This window comes from Pedobacter sp. MC2016-15, from assembly GCF_026239695.1.
Classification (GTDB): domain Bacteria; phylum Bacteroidota; class Bacteroidia; order Sphingobacteriales; family Sphingobacteriaceae; genus Pedobacter.
In genome coordinates, this window is the sequence record NZ_JAPIVS010000007.1 from 231,450 (window position 1) to 247,427 (window position 15,978).

The window sequence follows — 15,978 nt, forward strand, 5'->3', positions numbered from 1 at the left end:
GCGATTATACATTGTCATGAATTTTATCAACCAAATATAATCCAAACGTATGAATAAAATTTTTACGCCTATTAAACACAGGAGGAGTCTGAAATCTGTAAAACAAAGCGTCTCTGTGACTGCCTTGATTTCAGGTGTTCTCTTCACTGTTATCCTGCCGGGTAAAGCCTGGTCCGCAGAATGGTCCGGAACTCACATCGCAAAACACAGCCTGGCCCTGCAGCAAATTGAAGAGGTTAAAGGTAAAGTTGCTGACGCCAAAGGTGCTCCGCTGCCAGGGGTTTCTGTTAAAGTTAAGGGTACCAATATCGCGTCCGTAACAGATCAAAACGGAAACTTCAGAATCAGGGTAGCAGATAAAAATGTAATCCTGACATTCAGCTATACAGGATTTGTTACGCAGGAGAAAGACCTCAGTGCCGGCCTGGAGCTTAACGTTGTACTTGCCGAAGACAATAAAAACCTGACAGAGGTGGTTGTGGTTGGCTACGGTCAGCAGAAAAAAGCTACTGTTACCGGAGCTATCGCGCGAGCAAACCTCGAAGCTTTCAGGGATGCCCCAAATACGAATATCGGACAATCCTTACAAGGGGCTGTTGCAGGTTTGAACGTAGGGCCGGTTACACAAGCCGGAAGCACGCCAACAATCAGGGTAAGGGGTCAGAATACCCTGGGCGGAAATCAGAGTGCGCTGATCATCCTTGACGGGATTCAGTATAACGGTAACCTTTCGGCTATCAACCCTGATGATATCGAATCAATTGACGTATTAAAGGATGCGAGTTCAACAGCAGTTTATGGTGCCCAGGCCGCAAACGGGGTGTTATTGGTCACCAGCCGCAAGGGTAAAGGTGAACCAAGAATCAATTTTACCACTTCTTATGCTACACAAACACCTTCATCCGATCTGCGACCAATGAACCGTGCCGAATACCTTGAATACGTAAAAGCACTCGATCTTACTAAGTCTTATACCAATCCTAACTATGTACAACCAGACATCACGGTTATTGCTGATGGCGGTGTAAAGAATGCAAACGGACTTTTACCTAATGATTTTAACTGGTTTGATCAGGGAACTAAGAGGGGATATATCAATGAATATGGCCTCAGTGTGTCGGGAGCTTCAGATAAAATCAATTACCTGATTTCTGCAAACTATACCAATCAGTCTAATTTTATAAAAAATGATCTGTTTAAGCGCAAGAGCGCAAGGGCAAACATCGAAGGAAAAGTGACTGACTGGCTAACTGTTGGTGTACAGACTTTTGCCGCATTTAATAACGAAGATGGAGCAGAACCTGACAAAACTACATTGTTTAGAACTTCACCGCTGCTGGTGCCTTATGATGCAAATGGCAACGTAATTGTTCAGCCATACAGTACTTCACAGGATATCAATCCTTTTAGTAATTCTGATATAGATAACTTCGAAAGGCATAATTTCTACTTTGCAAACCTCTATTCGCAGATAAACTTTCCATTTTTGGAGGGCCTATCATACCGGGTAAATTTTGGTAACAATGGGCGGACAGATAATATATATATCGCTAATCCTTACGGAGCCAGCCAGACCGGAAGTGCATCTAAAAGTACAGAACAGTACTATGATTATACCCTGGATAATATCCTGACTTTTAACCGCAAGATCAATAAACATGGTATTACAGCAACCTTACTTTACGGCTCAATTGATCGTAGGGACGAAAAAACTGTCGCCAATGCTACGGGCTTTACGCGTTTAACTCTTGGATATAATAACCTTGGCCTCGGAGCGGTGCAGACTACAGCATCTGATGGATACCGCGAAAGTCTAAACTACCAGATGGCCCGTATCAACTATACTTTCGACGACAGATACATCTTTACCGGTACAGTAAGACGTGACGGGTTCTCGGCCTTTGCCGAAAACAATAAATACGCAGTATTCCCATCAGCATCCTTAGGCTGGATTGTTACGGATGAATCTTTCTTTAAAGTGCCTGCAGTACAATATCTTAAAATACGTGCTGGATATGGTGTCAGTGGAAATCAGGTGCAACGCTATCGTTCCCTGGACCAGGTGGCAGCCAGCGGTTACAATTATATATTTGGTGATGGAAACTCCAATACGCAGTTTGGGCAGCGCCTCAGAAATCTGGGCAACCCAAACCTGCGTTGGGAGAAAACAAGGGAGCTCAACGTGGGTGCCGACTTTACCTTATTTAAAGGAAGGCTGAGCGGTGCGTTGGATGTGTATTCCCGCCAAACTAAAGACCTGCTCTTCAATGTTAACATTCCAAGTGTTACCGGATTTGAAACCATTACCAGCAATATTGGTGGTGTATCAAACAAAGGTATAGAACTCACGCTGACCTCTACAAACATCAACAGAGGAGGTTTCAGATGGAACACGACCTTCAACTTCTCGAGAAATGTGAACAAAATCACTGAATTGCTTGGTAACGGAGATTTGATAAACAGTAATTTATTTATCGGTCACTCTATCAACAGTTTCTATGATTACCGATATAACGGTATTTATAACATCGGAGAAACGATCCCGGCAGGATATTATCCTGGTACACGCAGGGTGATAGATACCAATGGTGATGGGGTTGTTAACACGCAGGACAGGGTGATTGTAGGTTCTGCAGACCCGGCATTTCGTTTCAGCGTGCTGAACTCATTTGATTATAAAAACTTCACCTTTAGTTTTTTTATCAACTCTGTACAGGGTGGGGGCAGTGGATACCTTGGGGATAATTCACAATCACTCATCCTCAATGATAACAATATCCGATGGAATAATATAGCTGGTATCGACTGGTGGTCGCCAACGAACCCGAACGGAGAATATCCAAGGTCACAAGTTTCGCCAACATTCAATCCACGCTATTTTAAATCCCGCAGTTTTGTTCGTCTGCAGGACATTACATTGAGCTATAAATTTCCAGAGCCACTGCTCAAATCTATGCGCATGAAGGGATTGAGCATCTTCGCCAGTGGCAAGAACCTGGTCACCTGGACCGACTGGAAAGGTTGGGATCCTGAGATTGCTGACGGCGGTCTGAATATGGGTGCCAGACCTTTGCTCAAAGGTGTTTCAATTGGTCTAAACGCAACATTTTAATATTACGTCATGAAGAAGTTATTAGCTATATTAATTATACTTACACTCGGTACCGCTTCCTGCAAAAAGGATTTTCTGACCGAAAAACCAATTTCATTCCTCAGCGGATCAAATGCTTTTATTACCTATAAAGATTTTACAGCCTCTGTAATAGATCTCTATGTACTTACCCGTGCTGAATTTTACAGTGCCAACGAAAGCCGGCCTTTTGATTACATCTACGGAACGGATCTCGTATTTGACGGCGAACCGGGAACAGACAGGCATACCAATATGATTGCTGCCTATAATCCCACAGGAAATATTGCCAGTGATCACTGGAGGAGACTCTTCAAAATTGTCGCCGAAACCAATACGATTCTGGCGCGTATGCCACAATCTGAGCTAACGGATGCACAAAAAACATTGATTGAAGCCCATGCCAGATTCTTCAGGGGACTGGCCTACCGTACATTAACTTACCTGTATGGAGGAGTACCACTGTCTCTGGAAGAAGTGACTTCACCAAAAACGGATTATGTGCGTGCAACTAAGGAAGCATGTCTTAACCAGGTAATTACAGACCTCACTTTTGCAGTGACCAACCTTCCTGCGATCACTGCGGTGCGCGATGGGGAAATCAGTAATGTAGCCGCTTCTCATCTGCTCGCCGAGGTTTACCTGGCGGCAGGCAAGTACCAGGAAGCTGTTGATGCCGCCACAACGGTCATCGGCAATGCCAACTTGGGTCTAATGAGAACCCGTTTCGGATCTAGGTCTACCGTTACGCCGGGCGATGTCTACTGGGATCTTTTCCAGCAGAAAAACCAGAACAGAACTACCTATGGTAATAGAGAAGGTATCCTGGTGGTGCAGTTTGAAACCGATGTGATCGGCGGTGGTGTACTATCCACTAACAGAGATTCCAGTTATATGCTGGAAAGACACCATGCACCTTCAGTACGTGATATTTTTGTGAACTCAGCGGGTACGACTACCAATGTCCCTACTTTCCTGTGGCCGAATAATGATTATTCTGGTGGCAGAGGTATCGGATGGGCAGTATCTACAAGTTACTTTATGAATGATATCTGGCAGAGTGATTTCAGAAATGATATCCGTAATGCGAACCATAACTTTGTGCGTGATTATACCTGCAATAACAGGGCCTCAGATATGTTCGGTAAGGTCATCTCCACCTCCAATCCTCCAAGAGGAATCACGGTTCCTTCACGTGCTTTCTATGCTTACCAGAGTAAAGCAACCACACCTTTTGATCATCCTACACAGTTGATTCAGGATGCCGCAACGGGCCTGCTCAAACCTGCCGCAGGTGCCACATTCACTGATCAGTACCTGTTCAGGCTGGCAGAAACTTACCTGATCCGTGCAGAAGCGTATATGCGCCTCAACAATCTGGGCAATGCTGCAGCGGATATCAATGTGATCCGTACAAGGGCTAATGCTACACCAGTGCTGCCTGCCAATGTGAATATCGACTACATCCTCGATGAGAGAATGCGCGAGCTGGGTGTGGAAGAAAAAAGGCGACTGACGCTGGGACGTTTAGGATTGCTGTACGACCGTGTGAAAAAATGTAACCCTTACTATAAAGATATGCTGCCGACCTATAACCTTTGGCCAATCCCTGCGGGAGAGATCGAGAGGAATAAGGACGTAGTATTAACACAAAACCCAGGCTACTAATGAAAGTTAACTTCTGTTTCCTCTTTTTGTTTATGCTGACATTTTCTGCGGTTGCGCAGCAAAAAAATCAGTCCACATTCACCAACCCGATTTTACCATCGGGGGCCGATCCATGGATCATTCATAAGGATGGCTATTACTATTATGCCAATGCTTCGGGAAATGGTTTGGCGCTGAGGAAAACGAAAAACATTACCGACCTGCGCAATGCGCCTGTAAAGAAGGTGTGGACAGCGCCGGCGACAGGCCTGTACTCCAAAAACATATGGGCGCCGGAAATTCACTTCCTGCAGGGCAAATGGTACATGTACTTTGCTGCTGATGACGGCAGGAATGATAACCATAGGATGTATGTCATCGAGAATGCCTCTAAAGATCCTATGCAGGGCGAATGGATTTTTAAAGGACAAATCAAGGATGCCAGTAATAAATGGGCCATCGATGGCTCAGTGTTTAACCATAAGGGGCAGCTGTATATGATCTGGTCGGGCTGGGAGGCTGACAAAAACGGGCAGCAGGATATTTTCATTGCGAAGATGAAAAACCCATATACGCTGACTGGCCCCCGGGTGAAGATCTCAAGCCCGCAGTTCGATTGGGAGAAAATCGGAGACCTCAATGATCCTGTAAACCCACCACATGTAAATGTGAACGAAGGTCCGGAAGTGCTGGTGCACGACAATAAGTTATTCCTGATCTTCTCAGCTAGTGGCTGCTGGACAGATCATTACACGCTGGGGATGCTGACCGCCTCTGCCAATGCCGATCCGATGGACCAGCGCTCATGGAAGAAGCACCCCAGGCCGGTTTTCAGCACGAGTAAGGAAAACAGCGTGTACGCCCCGGGACATAACAGCTTTTTTAAATCTCCTGACGGGAAAGAAGACTGGATACTTTACCATGCCAACCCTGCCCCGGGCTGCGGTTGCGGCGGTAAACGCTCTCCACGCATGCAAAAGTTTAGCTGGAACAAGGATGGAACACCAAATTTCGGTATACCCGTAAAAGAAGGAACAGCATTGCCAGTGCCTTCGGGCGTTTAACTAATGAACTAAAAGAAACACAATTGAATAAACTATGATGACAAAAACGAACCGATTCCTTTGCGTGATCCTGTGTGCACTCTCGCTTTCTACACAGGCACAGACAACCGAAAGCAAACAAACTTCGCCCCGCTGGACGCTTGAGCAGGCCGCGGCATGGCAAAAAGAAAATGGCTGGGTATCAGGAGCCAACTTCCTTCCCAGCACAGCTATCAACCAGCTGGAAATGTGGCAGGCCTCAACTTTTGATCCTAAAACGATCGATAAAGAACTGGGCTGGGCCGAGGGTATAGGGTTCAACGCCATGCGCGTCTTCCTGCATAGCCTGGCTTATCAGCAGGACCCTGCAGGTTTCAAAAAACGTGTAGACCAATACCTGGCTATTGCTGATAAACACCATATCAAAACGATTCTGGTATTCTTTGACGACTGCTGGAACCCAAACCCGAAAACAGGCAAACAGCCTGAGCCGAAAACAGGAGTGCACAACTCCGGATGGGCACAGGATCCGGGACGCCCGATTACTGAGGCCAAAGATTTTGCAACGCTTTCCGCTTATGTAAAAGATATCATGAACACTTTCGGTCAGGATAAACGTATTCTGCTCTGGGACCTCTACAATGAGCCGGGTAATTCCAAAAAAGGAAATGAGTCTATCGGCCTGCTCACTAAGGTTTTTGAATGGGCGCGTGATACCAAACATGTACAGCCGATATCTGTAGGATTATGGAAATGGGACCTTACAGAACTGAACTCTCTGCAGGCGCTCAACTCAGATGTGATCACTTACCACCAGTATGAAGCTCCGGCAGAACACCAGCGTACATTGGAGGTATTAAAATCACATGGCCGCCCGCTGATCTGTACGGAGTACATGGCACGCCGTAACAACAGTCTTTTCAGCAACGTGCTGCCGATGCTCAAAAAAGAGAATGTTGGTGCCATCAACTGGGGCCTGGTAGCAGGAAAGAGCAATACGATCTACGCCTGGGATACGCCAATGGCTGATGGTGGCGAGCCTAAGTTATGGTTCCATGATGTTTTCCGTAAAGACGGAACTCCATACAAAACCGATGAAATTGAGGCCATCAAAAAAGAAACAGGGAAATAGTCTTGTGTAATATTTGTAAGGCATTGACGCTAAATTGCTTTAGGTTGTAAATTGTTTACATATAATAACGATATTTAGCTCAGTAGACCTTCCCTTAAAGGCCATAACCAAATAATCCTGTAACCAAATTAACCTTATTGAACAAATGGAAAATTCTCGTCGTAAATTCATTACACAGGCATCCATCGCCGGACTCAGCTTAATGCTTCCAAAAACCAGCTGGAGCGCTAAAAGCTATAAGCGGATTATTGGCGCAAACGATCGTGTACAAGTGGGGGTGGTAGGTTTCTCAGACCGTCACCGCAGTTCGCATATGCCTTGTTTCATGAACCATTACAAAGAGCTCAATTTTGAAGTAGTAGCTGTATCAGATATCTGGAAAAAGCGCCGCGATGAAGGTGCTGCCATGTGGAAAGAGAAGATGCAGAACAACGTCAAGGCGTACCGCAATAACGAAGAGTTGTATAACAGTAAAAGTGTTGATGCGGTATTTATCGGTACTGCCGATTTTCAGCATGCCCAGCACACCATAGAGGCAGTAAGAGCAGGCTGTGATGCCTATGTGGAAAAGCCTTTTGCTGAAACTATGGAGGACAATAAAGCCGCCCTGAAAGCAGTAAAGGAAACCGGAAAGATTGTTCAGATCGGATCACAGCGCCGCAGTGGTACCAACTACCACGCTGCGTACGACTTTATTAAATCGGGTAAGTTCGGGCCTATCACCATGGTAGAACTTACCTGGAACGTCAACCAGCCGGGACGCTGGCGCCGCCCTGAACTGCTCAATGTTTTAAAGGAGCAGGATACCGACTGGAAACGTTTCCTCGGCAACCGCCCATACGAAAAATTTGATCCAAGGATTTACCTGGAATATCGCCTGTTCTGGCCATATTCATCAGGTTTGCCGGGTCAGTGGATGAGCCATCAGATCGATACTGTACACTGGTTTACGGGTTTAAAACACCCGCGGAGTGTGGTTGCCAACGGTGGTATCTACCAATGGAAAGATGGCCGCCGCAACTGGGATACCATACTGGCTGCGTTCGACTACGGGCCGCAGGATGATCTGTCACAGGGTTTCCAGGTTACATTTGGATCACGTATGCATAACGGCGATGAGCGCCCTGCAGAAATCTACTATTCTAATGGTGGCGAGCTCAACCTGATCACCAATAAAATATCCCCAAAAGGTGGTTTAACGGAGAAGATGGCCGCCGCAATGAATATGAAAGCCAACCTGCTGCCAGAGCTGAGTCTCGACAATTCTGAACAGGTAGTAGCATCTGCCAATACCGGCGGGGATAAGCTTACTTCCAATCACGTACGTAACTGGATGGAGTGTATCCGCAGCCGCAAGCAGCCAAATGCTCCTGTTGAAGCCGGCTACAGCCATAGTATTGCCAATATCATGACTACAGCTGCAGCACATACCGGTGCAAAAGCAACATTTGATGAAAAAACTCAGGAAGTAATGGCTAATGGTAAGGTATTTAAATACTGATAACGATGATCAAGCTTAAAATCTTTGGTAGTGTGGCGCTGGTAGCCGCACTCTCTACTGCCGCTATTGCGCAGCAGGAGACAGTGACGTTCAAAAAATCTGAGCAGCAGAAAAAGGTGGATATCCTGATCGGGGGTAAACCTTTCAGCACGCTGATGTACCCTGATACGCTGGAAAAACCGGTGCTCTACCCACTTACCACCGCCGGGGGAACAGTTGTTACGCGGGGCTTTCCGCTTAACCCAAAGGCAGATGATCCTACAGACCATCCGCATCATATAGGGTTGTGGTTTAACTTTGAGAACCTCAACGGACTGGATTTCTGGAACAACTCATTCGCCATCCCTGCCAGCAGAAAAGCGCAATATGGCTGGATACGTACCGACAAAATTACGGAAGTTAAGGATGGTAAAACCGGTATACTGGCCTACCATGCCAACTGGACCAATCAGGCAAAGGAAGTGATACTCGAAGAAAATACCCGCTTTGAGTTTAGCGGCAACGGCAGTCAGCGTATCATTGACCGTGTAACTACCCTTAAAGCAGTGCAGGATGCCTTATTTACCGATGCAAAGGATGGCATGCTGGGTTTAAGGCTTGCCCATGAACTGCAAATACCGACTACAAAAGATGAGAAGTTTAAAGACAGCAAAGGGATTGAAACCATAGTAAAAGGAGGAACGGACAAAGTGCCTACAGGAAATTACCTGAGCAGTGAGGGCAAAACAGGCGATGCCGTGTGGAGCACCCGCGGCGTATGGTGCATGATCCACGGCAAGATGGGTACAGATTCTGTGAGCGTGGCGATGATCGACCACCCTAAAAACCCTAACTATCCAACTTTCTGGCATGCCAGAGGTTATGGACTGTTTGCTGCCAACCCTCTCGGCGAAAAACAATTTACCAATGGCGCTTCTGCCAAAAACCTCAGCTTAAAAAAGGGCGAGTCTGTCACTTTCAGGTATCGCGTAGTAATTAACAACGGCAGCGCAGCGCTTAGTCCGGCACAACTCAATACGCTGGCGGGCAGCTTTGCCAAAAAATAAAAACAACACATGAACTTAAAATCTCTGTATAAAATATCTGTTGTGCTCTTATTTATGGGCGTAACCAGTGCTGCACAGGCACAAGTAAATACCCTTACTCCAAAAGAGAAAAAGGAGGGCTGGAAACTTCTTTTTGACGGCAAGACCAGTAAAGGCTGGCGCAGTGCAAAATCATCCAGTTTCCCTACAGGAGCAAATGGATGGATCATCAAAGACGGCTTACTAACCATACAATCATCTGATGGTAAAGAATCACAAAATGCCGGTGATATTATCACCGTAGGTGAGTATGGCGCATTTGAACTGAACTTTGATTTCAAACTCACCAGGGGTGCTAACAGTGGCGTAAAATACTTTGTGACCATGAAAGAAAACTCCGGTGCTTCTGCTATCGGACTGGAATATCAGGTGCTTGATGATGATGTGCATCCAGATGCCAAACTGGGTCGCGATGGTAACCGTACGCTGGCCTCTCTGTACGACTTAAAAACATCAACCAAAGCCGGTGCAGTAAAACCTATCGGCGAGTGGAACACGGGCAAGGTAATCGTATATCCCAATAACCATGTAGAGCATTGGTTAAACGGAGTGAAAGTGCTGGAGTATGAACGTAAATCTCCGGAATACCGTGAGCTGGTTAAAATGAGCAAGCACAAAGTGTGGAAAGACTTTGGCGAAGCCGATAAAGGGCACATCCTCCTGCAGGACCACGGTAATGAAGTGAGCTACCGCAATATCAAGATCAAAACGCTTTAAGTTCATCCCTGGATGACTTATTGCGCAGGGTTTGGATATACTCCACAGGTGTAACCTTAAAATACTTTTGAAAGTTACGCGTAAAGAGACTCTGGGAGCTGTATCCAACAGTTTTTGCGATCTCAAACAGCGTAAATTCGTTCTGTGCAATGAGTTTGGCCGCCTTTTTTAGTCGGGTGAGGTCTATCAGTTCTTTCGGCGACAGCGAAGAAAGGGACTTCACCTTACGGTAAAATGTAGGGCGGCTCATATTCATATGGTCAGACAGCTTATCGATATCCATATTACCATCGCGCAGGTTCTTGCGGATATATTCATCCAGTCTCTTCAGGAAGGCCTCATCCGTTTTGGAATGGGCCATCACCCTCACATCCTCAAATGGCGAACTTGCAAAATGATCTTTGATCTTCAAACGGTTTTTAAGCAGGTTCGCTATCTGATGCTGCAGGAGGTGTGGCGAAAATGGTTTCTGAATATAGGCATCGGCACCCACTTCCAAACCTTCAATATGGGCATTATAAGTGTTCTTGGAGGTCAGCAGAATGATAGGGATATGGCAGTAATCTACATTTGACTTCAGCTGGCGGCAGAGCTCAAAGCCATCTATACCGGGCATCATGATGTCCGATATTACCAGGCTGATCACCTCGGCAGATAGGATGCTGAGTGCTTGCTCGCCATCCGCAGCCAGATGGAGTGTATAATGATCTGCCAGAACCTCAGTCAAAAATTCCAGGATATCTTCGTTATCATCAATGATTAATATGCTGTCTGTCATGATTATTTATCTTTTTCCAACTACTTAATTTAAATTCAATCCTTTGATGCACAGGTAAGCGCAATTCAAAAACGGTGATCTTACTGTTGTTCCTTACTAACCTGAGTGAGCCATTATGTAATTCTGCCAGTGATCTTGCCAGTGCAAGCCCGATGCCTGTTCCGGGTTTGTTCGTTCCCCTTAACCTGAAAAAGGGCTCAAATATTTTCTCGGCAAACTCGTCTGGTATACCCTTTCCATCGTTACTAAACCTGATGGTAAAGTGATCATCAGCAATGCTGAAGGGTGCTATGCTTACCGTTACTGTGGTAGCGGCATATTTAATAGCATTCGAAATCAGGTTGCCGGATATTTTAATCGATGCTTCCCGGTCTACGAAAGCCGCCACAGTTGTAGGGGGGAGCTCAAGGTTCAGTTCAATGCCGTCTTTCAGCGCCTGTTGCCTGAAGATGTCAACCTGTTCGCTGATCAAAGCGGTCATGTTGGTTTTTACAAAACTGAGGCCAAACTGGTGCGACTCCGTTTTGCGGAAATCCAGCAGCTGTGTGGTCAGCTCCGCCAGTCGCCGCGCATTCTTTTCCACCATCAGCAAGCTTTTTCTGATGCCAGGATGTTCCATTGTCTTGCTGATCAGCAGCTCCACCGGACCAACGATCAGCGTCAGGGGAGTTTGTATTTCATGGGCGATGTTCGTGAAGAACTCAATTTTTGCCTGATAAATCTCCTTTTCCTTTTCATGCTCAAACAGTCGCAGTTTGTTCATATTTCTGCGCTCCAGGTAGCGGTGATAGTACCGTACAGAAAGGTAAAGGCTCAGTCCGCTGATCAGCAGATAGACCACATACGCAGCGGTGCTTTTCCAGAAGGGCGGCAGTACCCTGATAAAGAGGCTGCGCTGTTTGCCCGTCCAGCTGCCTACGTTACTTTCTGCCTGCACCAAAAAGGTATATTCACCTGGAGAGAGATCTGTGAAATAGGCTTTACGATTGCTTTTCAGGTAGGTCCATTGTTGGTCCAATCCTTTCATCAGGTATTTGTACCGCGTTACCTGTGGCGAGGAATAGTTTAACGCCGCAAATTCTATATTGAAATTACTCTGATCGTATTTGAGGGTAATTGTATCTGTATACAAAATGGATTTAGCTAAAGGACCTGATTTATCCCCTGGCATAATCTCCTTATTATTGATCTGAAAACCCGTAATATAAGTTGGGGGCGAGGGTTCCTGATGCGAAAAGGCGGCCGGGTCAAAGGCAATCATCCCTTTAACCGTTCCAAAATACATCTTCCCATTGGGGTCCTTATAGGCGGAGTTATAGTTAAACTGGTCGGTAATCAGACCGTTAGACTTGGTGTAAGTTTTAAACTTTTCGGTCTTCAGATCCAGGCATACCAATCCCCGGAGGGTACTTACCCAAAGGTGTTTGGAATTATCTTCCAGCATACAGAAGATCATATTGCTGGGCAGGCCATCTGCTGTAGTAAACTTTTTAAAAGTCTTGAAGTCGGGACTCAGTTTGATCAGTCCGCCACCACCGGTAGCAAACCACATGTGATGGTCACTATCCTGCAGGATGTACCGTACAGAAACATCGTTGGTAGAATGCTTGCTCAGCTGGTCGCCAAACCGGATGTTTCCTTTAATTCCCGTTTTAGGATTGTAATAATAAGCTCCCTGGTTCATACTGCCCGTCCAGATGTTACCCTTGTCATCTTCAAGAATGTGCAGCACGTAAGATTCGTAGGGTATATGTTTAATCCTTTTGAAGGTTTTTGCTTTCCTGTTATAGGCAAACAGCCCGGCGCCATTGTAAATCGTGCCTACCAGTAAAGTACTATCTTTTGTCAGGTAAAAACACAGGACAAAGTCGCTCTTGTTATCATCCTTATCGCCAATAAATTTAAAGCGGGTCTTAACTTTCCCCGTGCGCAGATCCATGATATCCATCCCATGGAAGAAAGGGCCAACAAATAAGTCATTACCAACAGCGAGTATACCATGAATGTTAGGATAAGACAAATCATCTTTTTTTCCTGTAGCCGTATAGTGACTGAACTTGCCTGTCTGTATATTGAATTTATTCAATCCTGCATCTTCGGTCCCAATCCACAGGTTGCCCTTGTTGTCAGGACGGATTTCACGCACGGCATTCCCGGAAATAGAGTTTTTGCCCAGCTGCAGGTACTTCTCAAATCTGGCGTTGTCCTTGGAGTAATAGTTGAGTCCGCCAAAAAAAGTTCCTATCCACATTCCGCCCTGGTTGTCCTTGCAGGCAGTGTACACAGCATTGTCAGCAATAGAGTAGGGGTCGCCAGCAACTTTGCGGATGTTGTTACTGGTGTTTGCAGCCAGATCATAAATGTAGATTCCCGACTCTGTAGATATCCAAAATTCCTGTTTTCCTGCAGCAGTGATATTCCTGACATAAATATTGCTGTCTGCCCTGCCACTCAATGAGATGGAGCGGGTTCTTCCTGATTTGACATCATGAAGTTTTAGTCCCTGCGTAAAGCAGCCCACCAGCATCCGGTCGCCATCCAGGGGAAATAAAGTATTGATAGACCGCATTTTTGGGGATACACTTTCATCAACGATGCGTACTGTCCGCAGGGCATGGTTAAACGGCGAGTAGATGCTGGCCATCCCATCAGCACTTCCTACCCAGATGTTCCTGTGATGATCAATCGCTACACAGTTACCCGATATTTTCAGTTTCTCAATCTTATCCTGCCGCTGTATGTATCTATACAGTGAATGCTCTGACAGGAACCACATGTTATCGTCTGCATCTATGACCAGACTTTCGATATAAGTTTGCGGGACTTTTTCTATCAGCGTAAGTATTTCCCTGTAGGGATCGTATCTGAACAAACCTTCGCCGCTCCCTATCCATAATATCCCGTTTCGGTCTTCCCTGATGCCGGTAATGACATTGTTGCCGATGTCGCCAAGTTTGTTTCCCTTGTTTTTTATCGTCTTAAACGTGTATCCGTCGAAGCAGTTTAGTCCGCCGCGGGTGCCGATCCACATCAGCCCTTTGCTGTCCTGAAGTATTGATGTTACTGAATTGTGCACCAGACCATCATCCACCTGATAGTGCTTAAAATAATAGGGTTGCCCCTGGCATGAATATAGCCTGGCAGCCATCAGTAAAGACAGAAATACCGTTCGCAGGAAAAAGTTCATCATTTAGTTAGACTCAAATATATTAATAAACAGCGTTTTAAGCGGTGTATTTTTATATTATTCGTTAATCCTGGCTTTTAAAGCGTCGGTGATAAAATACCCTCCAGTTTTAGTACCGCCGTCTGTAAAATCAATAAGTCCTGCTACACGCAACTGTTTAATATATCTTTCTAGTGTCTTTGCATTGAACCCCGTTATCCTCACATATTCAGGCACCCTTTTATTTTCATGGTCAATTATTGCCATTAATGTTCTTGCAATCTTACCTCTTGTTCTTGTCGTAGCTCCCTCAATTGCTCCCTCAATTATCTCCTCTATTACTTTAATATTAAGATTAATATATGCGTGAGGCATTGCTGCAAGATCTCCTGAGACTCCTTCACCAACTTTTGCTTGAGCATTTGCTCCCTCAATTGCTTTAGTATTTGCTCCCTCAATTGTTTTGACGGAATTAGCATTAACCGCAAACTCTGGCTGTATATAAAGCGTAACCTGGAAATAACTTCTTCCATCATCGGTATCAAACACTGGTTCAGGTGATCCATTCATCTTCATAGCTTTCTTTATACGGGGAATACCTGTAGCCTTTCCTTCAGTTAAATCCAACTCTTTCAAAAAATCACCAAGCCGCCTGTTTCGATATCTCCTAGGTATAATTGTCCCACTTTTGAAAGCCAATGGCTTTATACTGCGATCAGGACCTCCATAATTAATAACTATAATATGATCAGGATAGATTCGCACCTCAACCGGTTCACTTTCCTGATAATCCCTGTGATACAATGCATTCGCAATTACTTCTTCAAAAGCTTCATAAGGATAATTCCATACTCTAACACTTTCAGCCTGGCCAGGAATTTTCTTGATCTTTTGCTTTAAAATATTTGTTTTAAGGTAGAGTAGAGTTTGTCTAATCTGATTAGGTATTGGCCCTATAATCGCCGGTACTTCGAAAAATTCCGGATCATCTGCACCATTCGGAAAATTCACAATTTCAACTCTGGTACCTGGAAAATACTCTTCCGGATCATCAGTAAAAAGCATCAGCGCAATATTCCTGGGATGTACCAGTTCAGGAGGTCCACTCAAAAGTTCCATCTGTGATAGCACTTCAGTTTTAGTATGTTCATCCACCCAATCAAGCAGCTTACTATTGGTTTGCCGAAGGTGCTCTTTTAAAAGAGTGAAAGAAATATCATGTAAGCTGGCTTTACTATTTCCCCTGTCATCGAAAGGGGTTCTATTGGAAAGAGCAATCAATTCCTCCCGTTGCTCTTTGTTCGCTATTACGGAATTGGCCATAATACGAATATAGTAGTGATACTTTTTGTCCTTTGCCTTTATTTCATCTGGTACCTCATAAGGCCGGGAATTGCCGCTAAGGGCCCAAATGACAATAATTTTCTTACCCTCATATTCTTCAATGCTTACTTTGGCATGGTACGCCGGATTGATCAGGTTGTTAAATCCAATCATATCCCTCTGAATTTTATCAATTTCATCGTCATCGACACCAAGGATAGGTAATACCGGCCTTCCATTTTTTTCCTCCATGCCGATAATGATATATCCCCCACCGATATCATCAAAGTCATTTGCGAAGGCACAAATACTCCGGTAAACAGCACCGGGATTCCAGCCTTTTTTGTATTCTATTCGCTCATCTTCTACGATTCTTCCTGCTATTAATTCTTGAATATTGATGTGTAGCGGCATATTTTATTATCTGTTATTTTGGATTGTAGGGTCTATTAACAA

The 15,978-nt window shown here is 45.1% G+C and carries 10 protein-coding genes; 7 read left to right on the forward strand and 3 right to left on the reverse strand.

Annotation, left to right across the window (positions count from 1 at the left end; all coding sequences use genetic code 11):
* Positions 1-49: 49 nt before the first annotated feature.
* The 7 genes from OQY15_RS19645 (at position 50) to OQY15_RS19675 (ending at position 10,255) form a co-directional block, all read left to right on the forward strand.
* The gene (locus OQY15_RS19645; RefSeq protein ID WP_265793630.1) at positions 50-3,112 is read left to right on the forward strand and encodes a TonB-dependent receptor; all 3,063 of its coding nucleotides are present in this window, start codon (positions 50-52) and stop codon (positions 3,110-3,112) included.
* Positions 3,113-3,121: 9 nt separating this feature from the next.
* Positions 3,122-4,798 (forward strand): RagB/SusD family nutrient uptake outer membrane protein, encoded by a 1,677-nt coding sequence (locus OQY15_RS19650; protein ID WP_265793631.1) that lies wholly within the window; start codon positions 3,122-3,124, stop codon positions 4,796-4,798.
* On the forward strand, positions 4,798-5,841 hold the full coding sequence (locus OQY15_RS19655; RefSeq protein WP_265793632.1) for a glycoside hydrolase family 43 protein: 1,044 nt from the start codon (positions 4,798-4,800) through the stop codon (positions 5,839-5,841). The genes OQY15_RS19650 and OQY15_RS19655 overlap by 1 nt, the downstream gene beginning before the upstream one ends.
* A gap of 34 nt (positions 5,842-5,875) precedes the next feature.
* Complete coding sequence (locus OQY15_RS19660; protein WP_265793633.1) at positions 5,876-6,952, forward strand: cellulase family glycosylhydrolase; 1,077 nt, start codon at positions 5,876-5,878, stop codon at positions 6,950-6,952.
* A 145-nt stretch (positions 6,953-7,097) separates the two neighbouring features.
* Positions 7,098-8,453 carry a Gfo/Idh/MocA family oxidoreductase gene (locus OQY15_RS19665; protein ID WP_265793634.1) on the forward strand — a complete coding sequence of 452 codons (1,356 nt, stop codon included), beginning with the start codon at positions 7,098-7,100 and terminating at the stop codon, positions 8,451-8,453.
* Positions 8,454-8,458: 5 nt separating this feature from the next.
* Positions 8,459-9,499, forward strand: coding sequence for a PmoA family protein (locus tag OQY15_RS19670; protein WP_265793635.1), 1,041 nt, complete (start codon positions 8,459-8,461; stop codon positions 9,497-9,499).
* Positions 9,500-9,508: 9 nt separating this feature from the next.
* Positions 9,509-10,255, forward strand: coding sequence for a DUF1080 domain-containing protein (locus OQY15_RS19675; protein WP_265793636.1), 747 nt, complete (start codon positions 9,509-9,511; stop codon positions 10,253-10,255).
* Here the strand turns inward: OQY15_RS19675 and OQY15_RS19680 are convergent.
* Genes OQY15_RS19680 through OQY15_RS19690 form a run of 3 tightly spaced genes read right to left on the reverse strand, consistent with a single transcriptional unit; the run spans position 10,242 to position 15,936 of the window.
* The gene (locus tag OQY15_RS19680; RefSeq protein ID WP_265793637.1) at positions 10,242-11,033 is read right to left on the reverse strand and encodes a response regulator; all 792 of its coding nucleotides are present in this window, start codon (positions 11,031-11,033) and stop codon (positions 10,242-10,244) included. The two genes, OQY15_RS19675 and OQY15_RS19680, sit on opposite strands and share 14 nt — an antisense overlap.
* Entirely contained in the window at positions 11,008-14,223 is a 3,216-nt protein-coding gene (locus OQY15_RS19685; protein ID WP_265793638.1) for a two-component regulator propeller domain-containing protein, read from the reverse strand. Before OQY15_RS19685 ends, OQY15_RS19680 begins: the two co-directional genes overlap by 26 nt.
* Before the next feature lie 54 nt (positions 14,224-14,277).
* The gene (locus OQY15_RS19690) at positions 14,278-15,936 is read right to left on the reverse strand and encodes an RNA-binding domain-containing protein (RefSeq protein ID WP_265793639.1); all 1,659 of its coding nucleotides are present in this window, start codon (positions 15,934-15,936) and stop codon (positions 14,278-14,280) included.
* Between the last annotated feature and the right edge of the window lie 42 nt (positions 15,937-15,978).